Origin of the sequence: Bacteroides muris (ex Afrizal et al. 2022) (assembly GCF_004793475.1) — a bacterium.
GTDB lineage: Bacteria > Bacteroidota > Bacteroidia > Bacteroidales > Bacteroidaceae > Bacteroides > Bacteroides muris.
Genome location: NZ_SRYZ01000023.1, coordinates 14,460 through 37,266 on the forward strand (window position 1 = coordinate 14,460; position 22,807 = coordinate 37,266).

Below are 22,807 nucleotides of genomic sequence, written 5' to 3' on the forward strand. Positions count from 1 at the left end.
TTATAAAAACATATATGAAGGCATTTTATACTATTTTACTATTGATTGTATCTAATATTTTTATGACATTTGCTTGGTATGGGCATCTGAAGTTACAAGAGACAAAAATCATTTCCAATTGGCCGTTGTATGCCGTGGTGTTGTTTTCCTGGGTAATAGCTCTGGCTGAGTATTCTTGCCAAGTCCCGGCCAATCGGATAGGCTTTCTAGGTAATGGAGGCCCATTTTCATTGATGCAACTTAAAGTAATTCAAGAAGTTATTACATTGATAATCTTTACGGTGTTTACAACAGTCCTTTTCAAGGGAGAAACCCTGCATTGGAACCATTTTGCAGCTTTTGTATGTCTGGTTCTGGCGGTATATTTTGTATTTTATAAATGATGGGCTAATCGTATTTGCACATTATTTCATATACTTCTCCATTCCTTTTGTTAAAAACGTTTGAAGCTTTCCTTCTTCATCCGCATAAATGAAGCAGGCGTCGATATCCGGATGCTCATCCGCTACGCGTTCTGCTTCTTCCAGCCCCATCACCATGAATGCTGTGGCATAGGCGTCTGCGCTCATGCAATCTTTGGCGATGACGGTAGCAGACAAGATGCTGTGTTGCACCGGATAGCCGGTACGCGGGTCGATGGTATGCGCATATTTCTTTCCGTCTTTGTAGTAGTAGTTGCGATAATTGCCCGATGTAGCCATGCCTAAATCCGTGACTTGCAGCACTGCTTGCAATTCTTGGTTCACCGCCAATGAGTCATCTATCGGCTTATTCAAACCGATGCGCCAAAGTCTATTCTGAGGGTTTTGTCCATGAACCACCACTTCTCCGCCTATATCGACCATGAAGTTGCAGATACCCTTCTTCTTCAGGAGTTGGGCTATGACATCTACTGCATATCCTTTTGCCACAGCGCTGCACGAGAGCATTATACGTGGGTCTGTTTTCACCACTTTCCCCTCATCGGACAATTTTACTTTTTCGTATCCTGTCATCTCCAGCAGGCTGTCTATCATGGCAGAGTCGGGGAAGTTGCCCTTCTTGAAACCAAATCCCCAGGCATTGGCCAAAGGGGCAACGGTGATATCGAAGGAACCATCGGTCTCTTGGGAGATTTCCATGCTTCGGTGGAAGACGTTGGTAAAGAATGTGTCGGGCACAATGTCCTCGTTGCGGTTGATGCGCGTAATAGTCGCCGTATCATTGAAAGGGGACAAGGAACCGTCAAAACGTTTGAGTTCTGCTTCTATTTCAGCCTTCAGATTCTGGTCGCATTGATAAGTCACTTTATATATCGTACCGAATATCAGTCCATTGTCTGTCTGATAAGGAGTGGCTTGGTTGTGGCGGGCAAGTATCCAGATGGTGCCCAGCACCAGTAGGGCAATCCATAAAAAATTTCGTTGTACTTTCTTCTTCATATCCTATCTGAGTTTTTACTTTTTATTAATTAAAAGAAGAGATGCTCTATCAATATCTTGGTACCGATGATGACGAGGATGATTCCTCCCCAAAGTTCGGCGCGCAGTTTGCGGGCTATGCCACATCCAAAACGGATGCCGAACATCAGGCCGACCATCGACAAGGCGAATGATACAAAACCGATAATCCCGATGGGGGAAAGAATGGCTGAGAATTGCTTGATGCCGAGGAGTGCAAACGAAACACCTACCGCCAATGCATCGATGCTGGTTGCCACGGCCAGAGCGAGCACCACCTTCAGACTAGTGGGGTTATACTCGTGCTTGCAACCTTCGTCCTTGAAGGATTCCATTATCATACGTCCACCCAGAAAGGCAAGGATACTGAATGCTATCCAATGGTCGATACTTTCTATCAGATGGCTGAAAAAACTTGCGCCTATCCATCCCAGCAGAGGCATCAAAGCCTGGAAAAAGCCGAAACTGATGCTCATCACCAGCATAGGGCGCAGCCGGACGCGTTTCAATATAATTCCGCTGGCTATAGAAACTGCGAAACAATCCATCGCAAGTCCTACGGCCAGTAGCCAAATCTCTAACCCTGTCATAAGCGCTTATAGAGGTAGTTTATAAGTTATCGTATAGGTTACTCCCATCGTGTTGGAGCCATATTTCCCAAAACCAGGTACATACCATAGGTCGCCGTATTTATCGGCGGAGGCGGACAATTTGAACTTGAAGCGTAGCGACCAGCCCATGTACAATGCCTTCCAGACGTGCGCCCGGATACCGACACAAAATTCCGCCCATTGCATGGAGCCTTTCATTCCTTTATGGCTATAGGGCAGGCTGCCTCCCCATATCTCGTCGTCCAGATTCGGATTACCTACGATGCCACCGTATATCGGGTCGTCCACTCCCAAAGCGTCTACATCGTACTTAATGCTACTTACACCGTAGCGCAAGCCTACGAGTAGCATGTGTCCGTGCTGCTTCTTGTATAGCGTGTTATAGTCCATTCCTATGCGGAAGTAGGGGGCATTGCTTTTGTAGTGTATGCCTTTGTCGCTCCAGGTGTCCGTGGAGCCATATCCCAGTTCGGCAATAGGGAAGAAGCGGTTTTTGAGGTTTACGTCCACGGCCACTTCGGAACTCAGGAAATCTCCTCCAAATACGGAACTCCCGATTCCCCACAAGTCCAGGCCCACGGACATGCCGTTGTATAACGGATAGTGCACCTCTTCTTTCGCGTCCTTCTTCTCCTTCTTGGGAGGTGTTCCCTGGGGGGGAGCGGTAGGATTCCCGTTCTGCGCCTGTAGAGGGAGGAACATCAGCAGGCAGAGTACCAGACTAATAGAATAACTTAAGATTTTCCTTTCCATAGATGCCTGCTTCATTGTCTTTGATGTATATCGAGTCCAGAGAGATGCGGGTGAACGTTATGTTCGTGATGGCCTGCTTCATCTGATAGCCGCAATCCATCGATAGGAAATAGGGGGTGTTGGTGTGGCGTATCACCATCGTGTCACTCTTAGTCCGGCTGTACTTGAATATCAGCTTGGTGGAATCTTCCGTATAGCGCAATGGCAGGGAGATGTCGTGTACCTTCTTCTGGTTGTTGATGATGATGGAGTCGGTGCCATATGCCGTCACGGTGAGCGAGTCGAGCGTGTCGTTCTCCACGTATTGGGTTTCGGGGTCTACTCTATAAAGAATGCAATTCACCATGGGGCGTGCCGTCATGGAGCAGTCGGCCTCTTCCGAGCAGGAAATGGCTATGCCTGCTATCGGACAAAGGATAGCTCCGAGTATGACAAGTCTGACTAATTTTTTCATCGTTAAATGGTTTTCTCTATTTGATATTTGTTTCGTTCCGGGGCATTGCGTGAAATCAGTTCTCCGAGGAATCCTGCCACGAATAGTTGCGTGCCGATAATCATGGAGGTCAGCGAGAGGTAGAAGTAGGGAGAGTCGGTCACAAGGCGGTAGGGCATGCCATGGTGCATGTAGTACAACTTGCTGACACCCACTATGACCACGGCTATAAAGCCGAAGATGAACATCAGCGAACCCAGCAATCCGAAAAAATGCATGGGCTTGATGCCGAACCGGGAAAGGAACCAAAGGGAAAGAAGGTCCAGATACCCGTTTACAAAACGGTTCAGCCCGAACTTGGTCTTTCCGTATTTGCGTGCCTGGTGGTGCACCACTTTCTCACCGATTTTCTTGAAGCCGGCATTCTTGGCCAGATAAGGGATGTAACGGTGCATTTCACCATATACTTCTATGTTCTTGACCACCTCTTTGCGATACGCTTTCAGTCCGCAATTAAAGTCGTGCAGGTTTTTGATGCCCGATACTTTGCGGGCGGTGGCATTGAACAATTTTGTGGGGAGAGTTTTTGACAGCGGGTCGTAACGTTTCTGCTTCCAGCCCGATACGAGGTCGTACCCCTCTTGGGTAATCATGCGGTAGAGCTCGGGTATTTCGTCGGGACTGTCCTGCAGGTCAGCGTCCATGGTTATCACGACGTCTCCTTGCGCTTGTTCGAAACCACAGAACAATGCCGGCGACTTCCCGTAGTTGCGGCGGAACTTAATGCCCCGTACCTTGTCCGGAGCTTGTGCCTGCAATTGTTCGATTACCTGCCAGGAACGGTCGGTACTTCCGTCGTTGACGAAGATTACTTCGTATGAAAAGCCGTTGGCATTCATCACTCGCTCAATCCATGCGAACAATTCGGGGAGTGATTCTTCTTCATTATATAGTGGTACGACAACTGAAATATCCATTAATGTATGATTTTTCTGTTTACAATTAAAATTACATTCCTTTTTACTGTTCCGTCACTCTGCCGGAGCGTCGTCTTTTTTGCGTCTCATTACGAACAAGGCGGTGGGGAAAGCCAGTATCGAACCCCAAAACACATTGGACGATATCATCTGCAGCGTAATGTCGATAGGGCTGAGCAGCCGGGCTGTCTCCAGAGCTTCTTGATAGGTGGCGATGTAAGAATCCATGCCCGGCATGTTGCTTTGGGCAAGTGTGTCTACCATCGTTTCGCAAGTGTTGAGCACATATCCGTGGTCTATGAACCTGAAGTAGATGTAGTGTGCCACGGCGGCAAGCAGCGCGGCAAATATGTACATGAAAACGGTGAATATCCACGCATGCAGGAAGCTAATGCCGCCTCCGCATACGTGATTACGATACATCCGTGCATAATAATATCCCATAAAAGGTACGCATAGCGTGAGTCCCATGAAAAGGAAAAGTAAAAAAGGAACCGACAGTCCTATCGGAAAGAGTATGAACTTCGATATCCAAAAAACTCCCATATAGGTGCCGAACAGCATTGCGTATCGTTGCATGTAACCTTTATTTTCTGCCATCTTTCTTAGAAATAATGTGCAAAGGTACAAATATAGTTGGATTCAAGGGCAAGCCGATGTATAGATTTTAAATAAATTAGAGGATTCTTTGTGGGGCAAAAAGAAAAAAGCAGATGACACGAAAGTGTCACCTGCTTTTCTTTTGAGCCTCTTGTCGGATTCGAACCAACGACCCCGAGATTACAAATCACGTGCTCTGGCCAACTGAGCTAAAGAGGCGGGTGGGCAAGCTTGCTATATCGCGCCGCTACAACCAACTACCTTTGCTGCGATCAAGCCCTGGAGGATTCGAAGGGAGCTGGCCGTATAGGACTTACCCGTTTTTCTGTTTTGCGGTTGCAAAGGTAGACATTATTTTGAAATCTGCAATAGCTTCCGGCGTTTTTTTTATTTGTTTTTTTTTGATTCCTCATTCTATCCCTTTTCATGGCTTCCTTCATAGACTCTTTTGAGGGGGGGAGGTACGGATTCTTTCCGGCATTACGATGGACAGATATTCCTTTTACTAAGAAGTATTTGTCCAATTACTAAGAAGTATTCGTCCGACAGCTGTAACCTTATCGTCCGACAGTTGTTGAATTATCGTCCGACAACTGTTGAATTATCGTCCGACAGCTGTCGGACGAATACTTCTTAGTATACCGGAATTTAGAGTATACTGATGCAAAAGATTGCCATTTGAGAAGAAAAAAATAATCGGGGACGAAAAAAAACTGATATGCTATTGTACGCTACCTTGAAAATAAGCATTATTTTTGTGCAACTAACTATATAGCCATTATGCGCATGAACAAACACATATTGTCATTCTGCTTTTTTTTCTGTCTTTTTCTTTTTCCTTCTTTTGTCGAAGCAATTGCCGGCTGGAATAGCTTTATCGTCAATTTTGATAAAAGTGTTTATGGCAAGGGGACCCAGACTTGGCAGATAGCACCCTATGATGACAAGTGGGTGTATTTTGCCAATAAGAACGGTATGGTGCAATTTGATGGCAATGTCTGGAACGTATTTCCATTGAACAATGCTTCCGATGTGCGTTCTGTGCTGGCTTCTGCTAACCAAAAACGCATTTATGTGGGAGGTATCAATGAGTTCGGCTATTATGAACCGGATGCGGATGGTTCTTTGGTCTATCATTGCATGTCCGATACTTTGGAGAGTGCTGTTCGTTTCCTTGGAAACGTATGGGGCATCCATGAAACAGACAATATCCTGTATTTCCAAGGGGACGGGTGCGTGGTGAAGTACCTGAACGGCAAATATACCGCCATTGAAATGGATGCCAAAATAGACTGTTCCAATATGGTCAATGGTATTCTCTATATCGGTACGGACAGAGGTGTATGGCTTTTGGTCGGAAACACTTTTTTCCCTCTTCAGGGTGCAGATGGGTTGGCTTCCAAGCGTATTCGTGGCATTATACCTTATAAGAAAGGTGTTCTGGTGGTGACTGCATACAACGGACTTTACTATTGTGACGGACGTACGATGGAACCGTTTATCACCGGTGCCGAAGAGTTTATGCGTGAGAATGAAGTCTTTTGCGTGGCCAAAAAGGATGATAAGATTGCCTTGGGAACCATTCATAAAGGATTGGTACTGGTGGATTGCAGCACCATGCAACTGAAATATTTCAATGAGAACAACGGCTTGCGTAACAATACGGTGCTTTCTGTCTCCTTCGATACGACCGGAAATCTCTGGGCCGGTCTGGATAGCGGCATTGACTACGTCTGTCTGAGTTCTCCTTTTACGAATCTCTATTCCTATCCCTATTCCTACGGCACGGGATATACGGCGGCGGTAGAAGGCGGCTATCTTTATTTAGGTACCAATCGGGGGCTGTATTACACTTCTTATCCGGTACAGATGAACGGCGATTTGCCGGATATCCGTCCGATGCCCCAATCCAGCGGACAGGTCTGGAACCTCTGCCGTATAGGTGATGAACTCTTCTGTCTGCACGACCGTGGTATTTTCCTTATCAATGGTACTTCCGTAAAACGCGTGACGGATATTGCCGGTGCCTGGTGTTGCCAACTTGTGGCAGGACGTACGGACCTTATGTATGTCGGGGTGTATAGCGGCATTTATTTGGTTGGGAAAAAGAATGGAGAATGGCAGGTGGTTGGCAAGATTGAGGGTGTGAACGATTCTTGCCGTCTTTTTGAGCAGGAAAGCGATAAGGTGATTTGGGTGTACAATACGGATCACGTTACCCGTGTGGATTTGGATAATGATTTGACAAAAGCTGTCCGTATAAAGGAATATAGCGCGAAGGATGGTTTCCCGGTAGGACGTGATATGTATATAGCGAAGATGGAAGACCGGGTGTATTTTGCCACTCCCCGGGGAATCTATAAGCATAATCCTCATAAAGATGTCATAGAGCCTTGTCCGGATATGAACAACCTTTTGAATGGCACCGCGGCCTATTCGCGTATCTTGGAGTATCATGATAAGTTGATTAGTTTGAGCCCTCACGAAATCTGTATTGCCAATCTGGGTACCTATAAGCGGGGGGCGAATACAAGCATTAATCCCATCCAGCAATCGCTGATTGAACTGGTACCCGGTTTTGAAACGATTATTCCTCTTTCAGATTCGCTGATGGTGGTTCCTAATGAAGAAGGTTTCGCTTTATTCAGTATCCCGGCCGTAAGGGGGCGTCAGGATCGTAGCCACTCCTTATATATAAGGAACATGTATCTGTCTTATCCCAAGGATTCATTGGTATATACCGCAAACTTTTTAGGAGAGAAGCCGGTTCCGGTGATAGCTTATTCCATGAATTCCGTTCGTTTTGACTATGCCCTTTCTTTCTTTGCGGTAGGAGATGATGTCCGTTTTCAATATCGTCTGAATAAGGGGAGCTGGTCTGATTTTACAACGGTACGCACCAAGGAGTATAGTAATCTGTCGGAAGGTGAATATACGTTTGAAGTTAAAGCGGTCTTTCCTGACGGTACGACATCATCGGATACAATCGCCTTCCGTATACTTCCACCGTGGTATCGCAGTGCTGCTGCATACGCTTGTTATATCATCTTGGCTTTGCTTGCCTTATGGTATGTCTACCGCTGGGATGATGTCCGTGTGAAGCGGAAGAAACAGCAGGCGGTGGTTGAGAAGGACAAGGAGTTGCACGATATGGAAAGGGAGTACGAAGAGGAGAAAGCCCGTCAGGAAAAGCAGATTATGCAGCTGGAGAAAGAAAAATTGGAATACGATTTGCAACATAAGAGCCAGGAAATGGCCAATCTGATGATAAACTTTGTCCGTAAGAATGAAATGCTGACTGAAATCAAGTCAGAGATACTTAAAGTATCCGCCTTGCTGAAGGGTGAGGGGGCCCGTGAAGGGAAACAGCAACTCATACTTATCAATAATAAGATAGACGGTAATATACAGAGTGATGAGGTTTTGAAGCGTATTGAAGACCAGTTTGACTTGATACATAACAATTTCATGAAGCGTCTTCATGCCAAGCATCCTGAACTTTCCCACAACGAACGCATGATGTGTGCTTATCTGAAGATGAACCTTTCCACGAAAGAAATAGCACCTCTGTTGAACATTTCGGTTCGTGGAGTTGAAACAATCCGTTACCGTCTCCGCAAAAAGTTCGCTTTGGAGAGGGAGGATAGTTTGACGGATTATCTAAGCAATAAACTGTAGCTTTTAGATATTAACTTCCTTTAAAGATAGGAAGCGTATGAGAGGGAGGAATGTTGAATTTCTCCCTCTTGTGTTATATAACATATTGTGACGTAATGATTAGAAGTATATATTATCTTTTGATTATTAGTGATTTATTTTCTTATGACGTATTGATAACGTATTTGAATTTCAGGTTTGACGTATTAAAGAATAGTTTTTTATAGCCCTCTTTATTTAGTTTTCCTTATGTTTGCACTGTTCAACTGAGAACGAAAACGAGAAACGTTAATCTTAATTTAGTAAAACTTATGAAAAAGTTATTATCAGTTTTATTTCTGTTAAGCTTTACCTTGGCTTCTGTATATGCCCAAAATATACAGGTAAAAGGTACAGTGGTGAGCGGTTCGGATAATGAACCGTTGCCTGGAGTAAATGTGGTAGTTAAAGGAACTACCAACGGTGGAATTACTGATTTGGATGGTAATTTCACATTGTCGGTTCCTGCCGACGCAACGCTTTCTATTACTTATATTGGCTTTAGGTCACAAGAAGTGGCAGTAAATGGAAAGACTTCCTTGAAAATAGTTCTTCAGGAAGATTCAGAAACGCTGGACGAAGTAGTAGTGGTGGGGTATGGTGTTCAGAAAAAAAGTGTGGTAACAGCATCTATTGCCAAAGTTAGTAGTGAGGATTTGGAAAACAAATCTCCGGTGCGTATGGATAATGCATTGAAAGGTTTGGCTGCAGGTGTGGATGTAACTTCAGCTTCCGGTCAGCCGGGTGATTCTCCTCGTGTACGTATTCGTGGTATCGGTACTATCAACAATAGTGATCCGCTCTATATTGTAGACGGTATGCCTATTGGTGGTGGTCTTGATTTTGTGAATCCTAATGATATTGAATCTATCGAAGTGTTGAAGGATGCCGCTTCCGGTGCCATCTATGGTGCACGTGCTGCAAATGGTGTTATTCTGGTGACTACCAAAAAAGGCAAGATGGGCAAAGCGCAAATCAACTACAACTTTTCTTACGGCTGGCAGAGCGCGTGGAAACATCGTGATGTAACCAGTGCCACAGACTATGCCGTGTTGCAGAACGAAATGCGTGTGAACGGTGGTGAGAAGCCGGTTTATGCTGACCCTTATAACTTGATTGATGCCAATGGAAACGCCATCAAGGGTTTTGGTACGGATTGGCAGGAGTTGTTGTTCAATGATAATGCTCCGGTGGTGAATCACGATGTGACTATCAGCGGTGCATCCGATAAGGTGAACTATTATCTTTCTTTAGGCTATTTCAGCCAAGACGGTATTGTGGGCGGTAACTATGGACATTCCAATTACGATCGTCTGACTATTCGTTCAAACAACCAGTACAACGTGATAGACGCTTCCAAAGAACGTAATTTTCTGAACCGTTTGGATGTAGGTGTCAACATTGCTTATATGCGTACCCATTCCACCGGTATTGCTACCAACTCGGAATTTGGTTCGGCTTTGGGTTCGGCACTCTATTTGTCACCTATCCTCACTCCCACACTGACTGGGGATGCCGCCAAGGAGATGATAGATTTTTATGGTGCTTATGACTTGCCGCGTGATGAAAATGGCAATCCTTATACTGTGCCCGGTTATAAAGGTGCTTATCAAGAAATGAACAATCCATTGGCAATGATGACCTTATCTCCTCAAAAGAACTGGTCGCATAAGTTTGTGCCTAAATTTTCTGTAGACTTGCAGTTATGGGACAAATTGAAGTATCATTTCAGTTATAGTGCCGATATGGGCTTTTGGGGATATGACAAAGCCACTACTTCCCGTTTCTATCTTTCGGGCAATAACAATGCTTTGCATACCAGTGTAGAAAACAACAAGGAACAGAATGTAACGTGGCAGTTGGAGAATACCTTGACATACGACAAGACTATCGGTAAACATTCGTTTGGTATCGTTTTGGGACAGTCTGCCTTGAAGTACAAAGGTGACTATCTGAAAGGAAGCCGTTGGAATTTGGTCAATCCCGGTAAACCGTCTATTGATTATGCTACAGGTAACGTAGAGTATATATATAAGACTGATGGTAGTGGCAATCCTATATTGGATGCAGATGGCAATAAGATTATCACCGGTGTTACTGTACAGCATGGTGTTTCTGGTGCTCCCCGAGTAGAGCATCGCATGTCGTCCATGTTTCTCCGTTTAAACTACAACTACGATGAGCGTTATATGTTCCAGGCTACGGTACGTCGCGATGGTTCAAGCCGCTTCGGGTCTAACAACAAGTATGGTACTTTCCCCTCCGTTTCAGTGGGTTGGAATGTGATGAATGAAGCATTCATGGAGAATACCCGCGATTGGCTTTCCAACTTCAAGATTCGTGGAAGCTGGGGTAAGAATGGTAACGATAACATTATTGAATTTGGCTATACGTCCCTTACTGCCATGGGTAACAATGTGCTTTTGGGCAAAGATGCCATCAAGTGGATTGGTTCTAAGGCAGAACGCTTGGCAAATCCTAATTTGAAATGGGAAGAAAGTGAACAGACGGACTTGGGTGTTGACTTGGGATTTTTCAATAATGCATTGACTTTCAGTGCTGATTATTACATCAAGAAAACCAATGGTATGATTATGGAAATGCCTATCCCCAGCTATGTAGGTGAGAGCAAGCCTTACGGAAATGTAGGCGATATGGAGAACAGCGGCTTTGAGTTTGAATTGGGTTATAAATGGAATGTGGGCGACGCTCATTTTGCCGTGAAGGGCAATGCCACTTATCTGAAGAACGAATTGAAGAACTTGGGTAACGATACTGGCTATATGGATTTTGATGGTATTCAAGGACTTTCCGGTGGTGGAACCCGTGGCTCGAATGGAAAGCCTTTCCCGTATTTCTTTGGATACAAGACGGATGGCGTGTTCCAAAATATGGATGAGGTTCGTGCTTATGTGAATAAGGACGGTGGCATGATTATGCCGGATGCCGTTCCGGGTGACACGCGTTTTGTGGACGTGAACCAGGATGGACAGATTTCGGCTGATGACCGTACCGACATTGGTAATGGTACTCCCGATTGGACTTACGGCTTGAACTTGAATGCCGATTGGAAAGGATTTGATTTCAATATCTTCTTTCAAGGCGTGGCAGGAGCCGATGTGTTCGATGCCACTTGGCGCTCGGATGTAGCTTCCGGCAACTATCCTTCCTGGATGTTGAACCGCTGGACTGGCGAAGGCACTTCAAACAAATATCCCCGTCTGGCTACGGGCAATGCTACCAACTGGCTGGTGTCCGACCTCTATGTGTGCGATGGCTCTTATCTTCGTTTGAAGAACATCACACTGGGCTATACATTGCCCAAAACTTTGACTCGCAAGCTCACCATAGAACGTCTGCGCGTGTATGTGCAAGCTGAAAATCTTGTTACTTGGACCAAATATTGGGGATTTGATCCTGAAATTTCTTCAGGTGCAACTTCTCTTGGTGTTGACCGTGGTATTTATCCGCAAGCTCGTACATATACAGTAGGTGTAAATGTTTCTTTCTAATCTAAAAATATAAGAACTATATGAAAACAAATAAAATATTAGTAATAGGCTTACTTGCTGCCGCTACAGTGTTGGCTACCGGTTGCAGTGACAGTTTTCTTGAAGTGGAGAATCCTACGGGTGAACCGTTGGAAGAATATTATACTACTGATGAGCGCATTCAAGAGGCGCTGATTGCGGCATACGACCCTATCCACTGGGCAGACTGGGGATTGGGACAATACAATGCCTTGAATATTGATGCCGAGATTATGGGTGATAATTTCTGGGTAGGTGGTGCTACCAAAACCGACATGCAGAACTGGCACATGCTTTTCAACTACGAGGGCAATGAAAACAATACGCTCAGTTCACTTTGGACGGTTGACTATTCGGGTGTAAAACGTTGCAACGATTTGTTGAAATACTTGGATTGGGCTACGGACGTTACTGAAGAAAACCGTAAGAGTTATGAAATGCAGGCTCGCTGTTTGCGTGTGTTCTACTATAATATGTTGTGGCACTATTTCGGCAATGTGCCTTTCTATTTGGAGAACCTCAACGAACCTCCCTATACAGCTCCTCAGTTGAAGGCGGACGAGGTTTACAACAATCTGATTGTAGAATTGGAAGCTGTCATCGATTCCAAGGTGTTACCGTTGAAGTATTATAAGAATGAGAAAGGCATGGATGATGAAGGACAGTTGGGACGTGTAACAGCTGCCATGGCATATATGATGTATGCCGAAATGGTGATGTATCAGAATGATGAGAGCCGTTTTGCAAAGGCTTTGGGATATATGAAGGAAATTATAGCAGATTCCGGTTTCAAGTTGAATCCTGATTATGCAGCTATTTGGGAGACAAGTGGCGAATGGACTAGTGAATCCATTTGGGAAATCAACTACGAGCAGTCTAATAGTGAACGCGGATGGGGAAGCCCGTTGGCCGTGGGAGGTACTGTACTGCCTACTTTGATTTCGCCCAATACGTTTACAGCAGATGCCGAATGGACGGGGGAAGGCTGGGGATTCCTGCCTATGCGTCTCGAAACATACGAGATGTTCAGTGATGCAGACAAGCGCCGCGATGCTACCTGCTGGGATGTACGTGGAACAGAATATACGGTCCGCTATCAGGATACTCATATCTGGCTTCACAAGTATCGTCCGTATGACCGTAATTTCAAGAGTGCACCGTTTGACCAGAACTTGAACTATAACAATAACTTCCGTTATTATCGCTATGCCGAGACACTGCTCAATGCTGCCGAATTGTCCCTCCGCACTGGTGGAAGTGCTACCGGTGAGGCAAAGACATGGGTGAATGAAGTGCGTACTCGTGCCGGACTCAGTGAACTTTCTTCCGTTACGGTGGACGATGTGCTCACTGAACGTCACCTTGAGTTTGTAGGTGAGGGTAAGCGTTATTTCGATCTTGTACGTGCCGAAGGTATCAGTGGTGCATCAGCCAAGAATAAGGCAACTACGGCACTTGTGCCCGATGAATACGGATACCGCACCAACTCTTGGACTGCCAAGAAGAAGTTTATTCCTATCGCACAAGGCGAGTTGGATTCCGACCCGGCATTGGTTCAGAACGATTATAAATAAGTTTATCAATAAAATGAATAACCTATATGAAAAATATATTTAGATACATAGCAGGAACATTGTTTGCAGGTCTCGTGATGACCGCATGTTCGCCTGAAGAGTTTGAGGGAGCTGACGGAAATATACCGCAAGTGAGTGATTTTGCCGATAATTTTGTAGTTACGGTAGACCAGACCACTAATTATGCTAATTTTGAGTTTAAGAGTGCCATCGGTGTTTCTCCCGTATGGATTATAGACGGAGAAAGTTATAGTGCTTCTTATTCTTTTTCTAAGTACTATCGCAAGAAAGGCGATTATACGGTGGAGTGTAAGGTGAAAAATGCCAATGGAATGAGTGACGGTGTGATTACTAAAACTTTCACCATAGAGAAGACCAAAATGAACGGTTTTGGTGGTTTTGTGGAAGATAGTGATTTCAACATGTTTAAGGGAGTGACTTTCAATGTGGCTTCTTTCTGGTATGCTCCGGGATGGGCTCAGATTGCCGACCCGAAATATACTTATCAGAATGGTGCATTTGTAGTTGCCTTGCCGGAAGCTACTACCGATCAGTGGCAGGCTCAGATGCATGTGGAATTGGATAAGGCCATTGCTTTGCCGGTGGATAAAACCTATGATTTCTCAGTGATAATCACTTCTACCACCGCTCATCCGGGTGTGACGGTGAAAGTACAGCAGAAAGGTGATGACAATACGTTTATCAATATGCAGCGTGTGGCTTTGGATGCTAATGAGCCTAAGTGTATATGGTTCAGCAATGTTCCTGGTGTGGATATTACCGATTTGAAGTTTGCACTCGATTTTGGCGGCAATGCGGCAAATACAGAGATTACGATAGAGAGTTTCGTTCTGAAAGACCATGCTAATGATGACGGTACGGAAATTCCCGAAGTACAAGAGCCTGAACCTTCTTGGGTGAAGGTGGATAGTGAAGACAATCTTTGGAACGGGGCAACCTTTACCAATACTTTCTTCTATGCAAACCCGGATTGGAGTGTTCGACCTGATCCTGATTTAGTAGTAGATGGAAATGCCTATACACTTACTTTCCCTGATGCTACCGAGGCACAATGGCAGAATCAGTTCTCGTTCAGTACGGATTTGTCGGCTGATACAGAAACTGCTTATGATTTCTGTGTCACTTTGAATCCCACTGTTGATTTGAAGGGGGTAACTGTGAAGTTGGTTCAGACAGATGAACCGGATGTCAAGCATGACGACAATTTCTTCTTTGCAGAACAGACGGATTTGTTGGGCAATGAAGATAATAAGTTCTGGGTTGCAAGTAAAAAGGCCCCTAAAGAGATGCATGCTATATCCTTAGTCTTTGACTTTGGTGGAAACCCTGCGAACACAAAGGTGACTATTAAGGATATTATTTTCCAGACTCATAGAGATTGATGACTGGTATTGGATAGAATATCGGTCTGCTAAAAGCAGTGAATTATAAAAGGGGGGAAGGATGTGTGTTATCTTGGCAATTGCTGGAGTTTCATCCTTTCCCTTTTTCTCTACTTATGTTGTAAAAATATATATGAAATACTATTGTCTATTATCTATTCTTTTGTTTTCGTTGATTGCCTGTGGCAGTAGTGATGACAAGGAACCGCAATCCGAGGATGTTACTATTAAATGTTCTCCTGAAAAGATAGAGGCTGTTGCACAAGCTAGCCAATATGTGGTGAATGTGGTTTGTTCCGGTAAAGAGTGGACTGCTTTTGCCTCTGATGATTGCAGTTCATGGGTCAAAGTAAATGTAATAGGTTCTTCTTCTAGCCAAGGCACAGCGACGGTTATGGTCAGTGCTCATACGGGTACTACTTCTCGTACTGGTACGGTGGTGGTTAAATCCGGTGCTACTCGTGTATCTGTTCCTATTACGCAGGCGGCTCCTTTATCAGTGTCACAGACTGAGTTGTATTCTAATTCTATAGGAGAATCTTTTATCTTATCTGTTATTGCTTCTGGTGAATGGAATGTGAAATCCAATGATAGTTGGATTAGCGCAGAAAAAAACAGCGGAGAGATTGTTGTGACCACTTTAGCTAATGATGCAAAGATTTCCCGTACGGGTACAGTTGAAGTAGTGGCTGGTACAGAGAAAATAACTGTAACAGTTGTTCAAGAATCGGCTGAAGATCTAGATATCAATACCCCTGAGGGATATCGGTTGGTTTGGCATGATGAATTTAATGAGGGCACATCTCTCGGCAAAGACTGGACACACGAGGTTCAAGGATCAGGGTGGGTAAATAATGAGCTTCAAAATTACGTCAATGGTTCTGCTGACGGAAAGCGTGTGACAGAACTTGTGGACGGTAAGTTGAACATTAATTGTTTCAAAGGCTCCGACGGTAAAATTTACTCTGGTCGTGTGTATGCTAAAGTGAATACTGGTTGGAAATACGGTTACTTTGAAGCACGTATCATGTTGCCTAAAGGCAAGGGGACTTGGCCGGCTTTTTGGATGATGCCGGTTGGTAATGACTGGAATACTAACCCATGGCCCATGTGTGGTGAAATAGACATTATGGAGGAAGTGGGAGTCGTACCCAACGAAGTCTCTTCGTCTATCCATACGCAAGACTATAATCATACTAAAGGTACGCAGAAAACGCATGCCATGACTATAGAACAGGCAGAGGGAGAATTTCATCTCTATGCTTTAGAGTGGACGGAAGATGCCATCACTACATACGTGGATGGTAAGGTACAGTTGGCTGTTACCAAGCAACAATTGGGAGCTGGGCATAATCAATGGCCTTTCCATTATGCTTTCTATCCCATTCTGAATCTGGCTTGGGGCGGTGATTGGGGTGGAATGAACGGTGTGGACGAGTCTGCTCTTCCAGTGACGATGAAGGTGGACTATGTACGCGTGTTTCAGAAAAAGTAGAGCTGTTTTATTTGAATGGAATTTGAATGTGCAGACTAAATGTTAGTTTTATCTATAATATAGATACTTATGCTTTAGGACAATTGATAATGAGAAAAGAAAAAATATTTATTTTTATCTGTTTGGTTTTGCTGTCTGCTTGTTCTCCTTCTGCTCTAGATGGTATTGTGATAGAGAAGGCGACAGACGGTTATAAACTTTCCATTGACGGAAGAGAAACTTATATTAAAGGCGTAGGCGGCACATATCGGTTGGACATTGCCGCCCAGAGTGGTGCCAATGCCTTCAGAACCTGGGGAGGTAATGTGGAGGAGATAAAGAAAAACCTGGCATTGGCTTCGGAGCACAACATGTACGTAATGCAGGGAATAGGTATGACCAAAGACTCCATACGCTATTACGATGATGAATATAAGAACAAGATGCGCGAAGAAGTCCGCTTGTTGGCAGAAACGTTCAAGAATGATACGAGTTTGCTGGCTTGGGGGATTGGCAATGAAATTGAGTTGGGAAATGCCAATATAGCTGCCGCATGGAATTTTGTGGAAGAACTGGCACAGCTGATTAAGTCGATAGACAAGCGTCATCTGGTTTCGACAGTGATTTCCTACAATCCGTCGGCATTGGACTCTGTGGCAAAGTATGCTCCGTCTCTCGATTATGTGGGCATCAATGTATATGGTCCGATGGGAGAGGTGCAGGCTGTTGTTGACCGGTCGGACTACAAGGGTGCATTTATGATTACCGAGTGGGGACCGACCGGTTGGTGGGAAACAGCGTCAACCGAGTGGAAGGCACCCATAGAGCAGACCAGTGAAGAAAAACGGCAGGTATACGAAGAGCGTTATACGCAATATATTTCTGCCAATCCCCGTTGCTTGGGCTCTTTTGTATTCTTGTGGGGACAAAAAGAAGAACGTACGCCTACCTGGTTCAGTATGTTTGTAGAAGACACGGTGGATATGCTGCCTCTGAAAGGAGAGAAAACTCCTATGGTGGAGGCCATGCAAAGAGTGTGGACCGGCAAGGAATTGGATGAAACGGCTCCGATAGTTCAAGGCATGACTATCAATGGTAAAAGTGCTATTGATAATATACGTATCAAAGCAGGTGCTTTATTTAAAGCGGAGGTTTTCGCCACAGATAAGGAGAACGATTCTCTGACTTATGTTTGGGAAGTGCTTAAAGAAGCTACAGTACTGGGCTTTGGAGGTTCTTATGAGCCACGTCCGGAAAGAATGGGTGACGTGGCTGTGTCAGATAAAAATGTGTATGAGACTGCAATTAAAGTTCCCGGAGAATATCGTTTGTACGTATATGTACTTGATAATACGGGCTTTGTCTCCACAGCTAATGTTCCATTTCAAATAATAGATTAAAGATGAAAACAATGAAAATGCTCTCTGCTTGTTTGTTGCTGCTTCCTTTTATATCTTGTACTCAAGTGCAGGATACAGAAAATGATGCGGTCATCGAGCAGAAAATAGAAACGCTGTTGTCCCGTATGACATTGGAAGAAAAGATTGGGCAGATGAACCAGATTTCTTCTTATGGCAACATAGAAGATATGAGCGGATTGATAAAGAAAGGTGAGGTCGGGTCTATTCTGAATGAGGTAGACCCGGTGCGCGTCAATGCCTTGCAGCGTGTGGCAATGGAGGAATCCCGTTTGGGCATCCCTTTACTGATGGCACGCGATGTTATCCATGGTTTCAAAACTATATTCCCTATCCCTTTGGGACAGGCGGCATCTTTTAATCCTCAAGTGGCCGAAGATGGTGCACGGGTAGCGGCTGTGGAGGCTTCTGCGGCGGGCATTCGCTGGACATTTGCCCCGATGATTGATGTGGCTCGTGATCCCCGGTGGGGGCGTATGGCCGAGGGATGTGGAGAAGATACATACCTCACTTCGGTGATGGGGGCTGCCATGGTAAAAGGCTTTCAGGGGGATTCTTTGAATCATCCTACCTCTATTGCGGCATGTCCCAAACATTTTGTAGGATATGGAGCTGCGGAAGGGGGACGTGACTATAACTCTACTTTTATTCCGGAGCGTCGCTTGCGTAATGTCTATCTTCCTCCATTCGAGGCTGCTGCCAAGGCTGGGGCGGCTACTTTCATGACTTCGTTCAATGACAATGACGGAGCGCCGTCTACCGGAAACACTTTTATTTTGAAAGATGTGCTTCGTGGTGAATGGGGATTTGATGGAATAGTAGTTTCAGACTGGGCTTCAGTAGCCGAAATGATAGCACATGGCTTTGCTGCCGATTCTAAAGAGGCAGCAATGAAGGCGGTAAATGCTGGTGTGGATATGGAGATGGTCAGCTATACGTTTGTCAAGGAATTGCCGGGATTGATAAAAGAAGGTAAGGTTAAGAAGTCTGCCATAGACGATGCCGTGCGGAATATTCTGCGTATCAAATTCCGGTTGGGACTGTTTGATAATCCTTATGTGGATGAGAAATGGATAGAGGAACTTTATGCTCCTTCTCATCTGGAGGCTGCCAAGCAAGCTGCTGTGGAATCGGCCATCTTGTTGAAGAACGAAAAGGAGACATTGCCTTTGCAATCTTCGGTAAAGACAGTTGCTGTGGTAGGTCCGATGGCAAATGCACCTTATGACCAATTGGGTACCTGGATATTTGATGGCGACAAGACGAAAACCGTGACACCGTTGAAGGCCATCAAGGAACTGGTGGGGGACAAAGTGCAGGTGATATACGAGCCGGGGCTGACTTATAGCCGTGACAAGAATATGGTAGGTGTTGCCAAAGCTGCTGCCGCAGCAGCACGTGCCGATGTTATTCTGGCGTTTGTAGGCGAAGAGGCTATTCTTTCAGGAGAGGCGCATTGCCTGGCCGATCTGAACCTGCAAGGTGCGCAAAGCGAACTGATTGCCGCTTTGGCGAAAACGGGCAAACCGGTGGTTACTGTCGTAATGGCAGGGCGTCCGTTGACCATAGGAAAGGAAGTCGAACTCTCGTCAGCTGTGCTTTACTCGTTCCATCCCGGAACGATGGGAGGACCGGCGTTGGCCGACTTGCTGTGGGGTAAGGCTGTGCCAAGTGGCAAGACTCCGGTGACTTTCCCGAAGATGGTAGGACAGATACCGGTTTATTATGCTCATAACAGTTCCGGACGTCCGGCTACGCGGAATGAGGTTTTGCTGAATGACATTCCGTTGGAAGCGGGGCAGACTTCGTTGGGATGTACTTCTTTCTATATGGATGCAGGTTTCGATCCGCTGTATTCGTTTGGCTACGGTCTGTCGTATACGACGTTCAAATATGATAATGTGAAACTCTCGTCTGCCAATCTGAAGAAGGAAGATGTGCTGACTGTGACTTTCGACCTTGAGAATACCGGAAAGTATGAAGGTACCGAGGTAGCCCAGCTTTACGTGCAGGACAAGTTTGCTTCGGTGACCCGTCCGGTGAGGGAGCTGAAACGCTTTGCCCGCGTCACATTGAAGCCGGGTGAGAAGAAAAATGTATCGTTTGAACTTCCGATAAGTGAACTTGCTTTCTGGAATATAGATATGGTGAAGACGGTGGAAGCCGGAGACTTTGCTCTTTGGGTGGCACCGGATAGCCAAAGTGGAGAAGAAGTTTTCTTTAAGGTAGTAGATTGATTGTTGATTTAAGGTTAAAAAGAGAAGGGACGGACCGTGACGGTTCGCCCCTTCTTGTATTTATATGAATGCTTTGTTCATCATAAGCCCCGCCTCCCAGCAAAGGAAAACACCGGCAAATAACTCATCACTCATCACTCGTCACTTTCTTATATCCATACACCGCATTGCTTCCCAGTTCTTCTTCGATGCGAAGCAGTTGGTTGTACTTTGCCATGCGGTCTGAGCGGCTCAGCGAACCGGTCTTGATTTGTCCACTGTTGGTAGCTACGGCTATGTCTGCGATAGTCGCATCTTCCGTTTCGCCGGAACGATGGGAAGTTACGGTGGTATATCCGTGGCGGTGTGCCATTTCGATGGCGTTCAGTGTTTCGGTCAGCGAACCTATCTGGTTTACTTTTATCAATATGGAGTTGGCACAGCCTTTTCCGATGCCCATTGCAAGGAAGTCCACATTGGTGACGAACAAATCGTCTCCTACCAACTGGCAACGGTTACCGATACGGTCGGTCAGTTTTTTCCAGCCGTCCCAGTCGTTCTCGCTCATGCCGTCTTCGATGGAGTCGATGGGATATTTGTCTATTAATTCTTCCAGATAGTCAATTTGTTCCTCTGATGTACGTTTCTTTCCTCTTTCCCCCTCGAATTTTGTGTAGTCGTAGATTCCGTCATGATAGAATTCGGAAGAAGCGCAGTCCATGGCAATCATTACATCTTTGCCCGGTTCATATCCGGCAGCCTTGATGGCGGAAATGATGGCGTTCAGTGCGTCTTCCGTGCCTTCCAGGTTAGGAGCGAAACCTCCTTCATCGCCTACGGCTGTGCTGAGGCCACGGCCTTTCAGAACTTTCTTCAGCGCATGGAATACTTCGGCACCCATGCGCAGACCTTCACGGAAGGAGTGGGCACCTACGGGGCGTATCATGAATTCCTGGAAGGCAATGGGAGCGTCACTGTGCGAACCGCCATTGATGATGTTCATCATCGGTACAGGCATCACATAGGTATTTGTACCACCGATATAGCGGTAGAGTGGAATATCGAGATAGGCGGCAGCAGCTTTGGCTACGGCAAGAGATACGCCGAGGATGGCATTTGCACCCAGATTAGATTTTGTTTTCGTACCGTCCAGTGCCAACATGGTATGGTCTATTTCCATCTGCTCGAGTGCGGACATGCCGACTAGCTTGGGAGCAATGATGTTGTTGATATTGTTTATGGCTTTCAGCACACCTTTTCCTCCATAGCGTTTATTGTCGCCATCGCGCAGCTCCAGTGCTTCGTGCTCTCCGGTGGAGGCACCCGACGGGACGGAAGCACGGCCCATAAAGCCCGATTCCAAGGTTACGTCTACTTCTATGGTGGGGTTTCCTCTTGAATCGAGGATTTCACGTCCGATAATCTTTTTTATTTTCATATTTAGTCAGTTTTTTATTATGAACTACCTTACTAACAAATGAAAATAGGGAATTGTTTTTCGTTTTTAATCCTTTATTGTAATGCCTAAAAGAGCAGTCAACTCCATGGCTTGGGAAGTATTGACGATGGCTCCCCGTATGTCGGGCAGGTTGAGGCGTATACCTCTTATGTGCGAGTCGCTCAAGTCGATTCCTCTTAGAGGGGTGTGTGAAAACTCGGATTCTACCAGCTCACAGTTTTCAAAGGCGATGGAGGCAAGTTTGCAGTCGTTGACGTCGCTGTTGCGCAAGTCACAAGAGGTGAAGCGGGCTTGACTGATTTTACTCATGGAAAGATTGAGGTATCTGGCATTGCAGTCCTTCATTGTCAGATGGTTTAATATTGTTTCCGGCAGATTGGTTCCCACCAGTTTGCAGGATATGAATTCCACTCTGAACAGAGAACTTTCGGCAAATGAGATGTTGGAAAGGTCGCAATGTTCAAAACGTACGTCAGTGAAATGGCAGGATCTCAGTTTGCAGGCGCTGAATTGGATATGACTGAAAGTACAGTTGGTGATGCTTTTGTAGGAATACTCCATGTGTTCCTCTGTCCGTTTATCGAAGTGAAGGTCTCTGACAGTTTCTTCCGTATTCAGCCATTCTTCCAATGATTTGGAACTTTCACTTTGTCTCTCTAAGGTAGGAGGGATGATGCGTACGGGAGGCATGACAAAAGGCTTGCTGGGTTTCATAGGGGTGTTTGGGTTATATACAGCGTCCGAAGGTGCCGCCGGCGAAGGCTGCCAGGACTCCTAATGTGAGACTTAATAAGGTATATAAGGCAAATATTCCGTAGAACCCTTGTTTTATTAGAATCAGCCCGTCATTGCTGAAAGTGGAGAAGGTGGTGAATCCTCCGCACAGGCCGGTAGTTAGCAACAGCCGTACCTCGGTAGAAAGGTTGAAACGGGTGGATAAGGTATAAAATAGCCCGATGAGGAAACTTCCGAGGATGTTGACAGTGAACGTGGTCCACGGGAAAGAGTAGGGGACTATGCGTTCATGGAGCATCATCTGCATGCAGTAGCGCAGTACGCTACCGGTGCCCCCACCAAGGAAAATGGCTATCAGTAATCTGGTCATAGGTTATCCGGGTTTGGTTTGGGTTGCAAAGGTAGTGAAATTCCGGTTTGATATTGGGAATCTGCCTTTATTTCAAGTGTTCCTGCTATGGCTTTTTCATTAAAGGGAGTTGAAGGGAG

Annotated in this window: 17 protein-coding genes and 1 tRNA gene; 8 read left to right on the top strand and 10 right to left on the bottom strand. The window is 45.5% G+C overall.

What is annotated here, in order from left to right:
- The first annotated feature begins 14 nt into the window (after positions 1-14).
- On the top strand, positions 15-383 hold the full coding sequence (locus E5355_RS11035; protein WP_136010422.1) for a DMT family protein: 369 nt from the start codon (positions 15-17) through the stop codon (positions 381-383).
- A 21-nt stretch (positions 384-404) separates the two neighbouring features.
- Here E5355_RS11035 and E5355_RS11040 read toward each other — a convergent pair whose 3' ends face one another.
- From E5355_RS11040 to E5355_RS11070, 7 genes are all read right to left on the bottom strand, one after another.
- Entirely contained in the window at positions 405-1,421 is a 1,017-nt protein-coding gene (locus E5355_RS11040; RefSeq protein ID WP_136010423.1) for an FAD:protein FMN transferase, read from the bottom strand.
- A gap of 29 nt (positions 1,422-1,450) precedes the next feature.
- Positions 1,451-2,029 (bottom strand): manganese efflux pump MntP family protein, encoded by a 579-nt coding sequence (locus E5355_RS11045; protein ID WP_136010424.1) that lies wholly within the window; start codon positions 2,027-2,029, stop codon positions 1,451-1,453.
- 6 nt (positions 2,030-2,035) lie between these two features.
- Positions 2,036-2,803, bottom strand: coding sequence for a DUF6048 family protein (locus tag E5355_RS11050; protein ID WP_136010425.1), 768 nt, complete (start codon positions 2,801-2,803; stop codon positions 2,036-2,038).
- On the bottom strand, positions 2,772-3,257 hold the full coding sequence (locus E5355_RS11055; protein ID WP_136010426.1) for a DUF6452 family protein: 486 nt from the start codon (positions 3,255-3,257) through the stop codon (positions 2,772-2,774). The genes E5355_RS11050 and E5355_RS11055 overlap by 32 nt, the downstream gene beginning before the upstream one ends.
- Before the next feature lie 2 nt (positions 3,258-3,259).
- On the bottom strand, positions 3,260-4,213 hold the full coding sequence (locus E5355_RS11060; RefSeq protein WP_016273343.1) for a glycosyltransferase family 2 protein: 954 nt from the start codon (positions 4,211-4,213) through the stop codon (positions 3,260-3,262).
- A gap of 54 nt (positions 4,214-4,267) precedes the next feature.
- On the bottom strand, positions 4,268-4,813 hold the full coding sequence (locus tag E5355_RS11065; protein WP_136010427.1) for a DUF4199 domain-containing protein: 546 nt from the start codon (positions 4,811-4,813) through the stop codon (positions 4,268-4,270).
- Positions 4,814-4,958: 145 nt separating this feature from the next.
- A tRNA-Thr gene (locus tag E5355_RS11070) sits at positions 4,959-5,032 on the bottom strand.
- A 567-nt stretch (positions 5,033-5,599) separates the two neighbouring features.
- On the opposite strand from E5355_RS11070, the gene E5355_RS11080 reads away from it, so the two are divergent.
- The 7 genes from E5355_RS11080 to bglX all read left to right on the top strand — a co-directional run bounded on the left by E5355_RS11080 (position 5,600) and on the right by bglX (position 20,145).
- Positions 5,600-8,491, top strand: coding sequence for a triple tyrosine motif-containing protein (locus E5355_RS11080; RefSeq protein WP_136010428.1), 2,892 nt, complete (start codon positions 5,600-5,602; stop codon positions 8,489-8,491).
- A 290-nt stretch (positions 8,492-8,781) separates the two neighbouring features.
- On the top strand, positions 8,782-12,021 hold the full coding sequence (locus tag E5355_RS11085; protein ID WP_136010429.1) for a SusC/RagA family TonB-linked outer membrane protein: 3,240 nt from the start codon (positions 8,782-8,784) through the stop codon (positions 12,019-12,021).
- A 20-nt stretch (positions 12,022-12,041) separates the two neighbouring features.
- Positions 12,042-13,613 carry a RagB/SusD family nutrient uptake outer membrane protein gene (locus tag E5355_RS11090; protein ID WP_136010430.1) on the top strand — a complete coding sequence of 524 codons (1,572 nt, stop codon included), beginning with the start codon at positions 12,042-12,044 and terminating at the stop codon, positions 13,611-13,613.
- A 26-nt stretch (positions 13,614-13,639) separates the two neighbouring features.
- A complete protein-coding gene (locus E5355_RS11095) occupies positions 13,640-15,016 on the top strand; it encodes a hypothetical protein (protein WP_136010431.1) in 1,377 nt (458 codons plus the stop codon).
- A gap of 61 nt (positions 15,017-15,077) precedes the next feature.
- Entirely contained in the window at positions 15,078-16,511 is a 1,434-nt protein-coding gene (locus tag E5355_RS11100; protein WP_246866934.1) for a family 16 glycosylhydrolase, read from the top strand.
- Positions 16,512-16,600: 89 nt separating this feature from the next.
- The gene (locus E5355_RS11105; RefSeq protein ID WP_136010432.1) at positions 16,601-17,890 is read left to right on the top strand and encodes a glycoside hydrolase family 2 TIM barrel-domain containing protein; all 1,290 of its coding nucleotides are present in this window, start codon (positions 16,601-16,603) and stop codon (positions 17,888-17,890) included.
- A gap of 2 nt (positions 17,891-17,892) precedes the next feature.
- Positions 17,893-20,145, top strand: a complete 2,253-nt coding sequence (gene bglX, locus E5355_RS11110) for a beta-glucosidase BglX (RefSeq protein ID WP_136010433.1) — start codon at positions 17,893-17,895, stop codon at positions 20,143-20,145.
- A gap of 127 nt (positions 20,146-20,272) precedes the next feature.
- Here the strand turns inward: bglX and eno are convergent, their stop codons facing one another.
- The 3 genes from eno to crcB all read right to left on the bottom strand — a co-directional run bounded on the left by eno (position 20,273) and on the right by crcB (position 22,688).
- A complete protein-coding gene (gene eno / locus E5355_RS11115; protein ID WP_136010434.1) occupies positions 20,273-21,562 on the bottom strand; it encodes a phosphopyruvate hydratase in 1,290 nt (429 codons plus the stop codon).
- Positions 21,563-21,628: 66 nt separating this feature from the next.
- Entirely contained in the window at positions 21,629-22,297 is a 669-nt protein-coding gene (locus tag E5355_RS11120; RefSeq protein ID WP_136010435.1) for a pentapeptide repeat-containing protein, read from the bottom strand.
- A 13-nt stretch (positions 22,298-22,310) separates the two neighbouring features.
- Complete coding sequence (gene crcB, locus E5355_RS11125; RefSeq protein ID WP_136010436.1) at positions 22,311-22,688, bottom strand: fluoride efflux transporter CrcB; 378 nt, start codon at positions 22,686-22,688, stop codon at positions 22,311-22,313.
- Between the last annotated feature and the right edge of the window lie 119 nt (positions 22,689-22,807).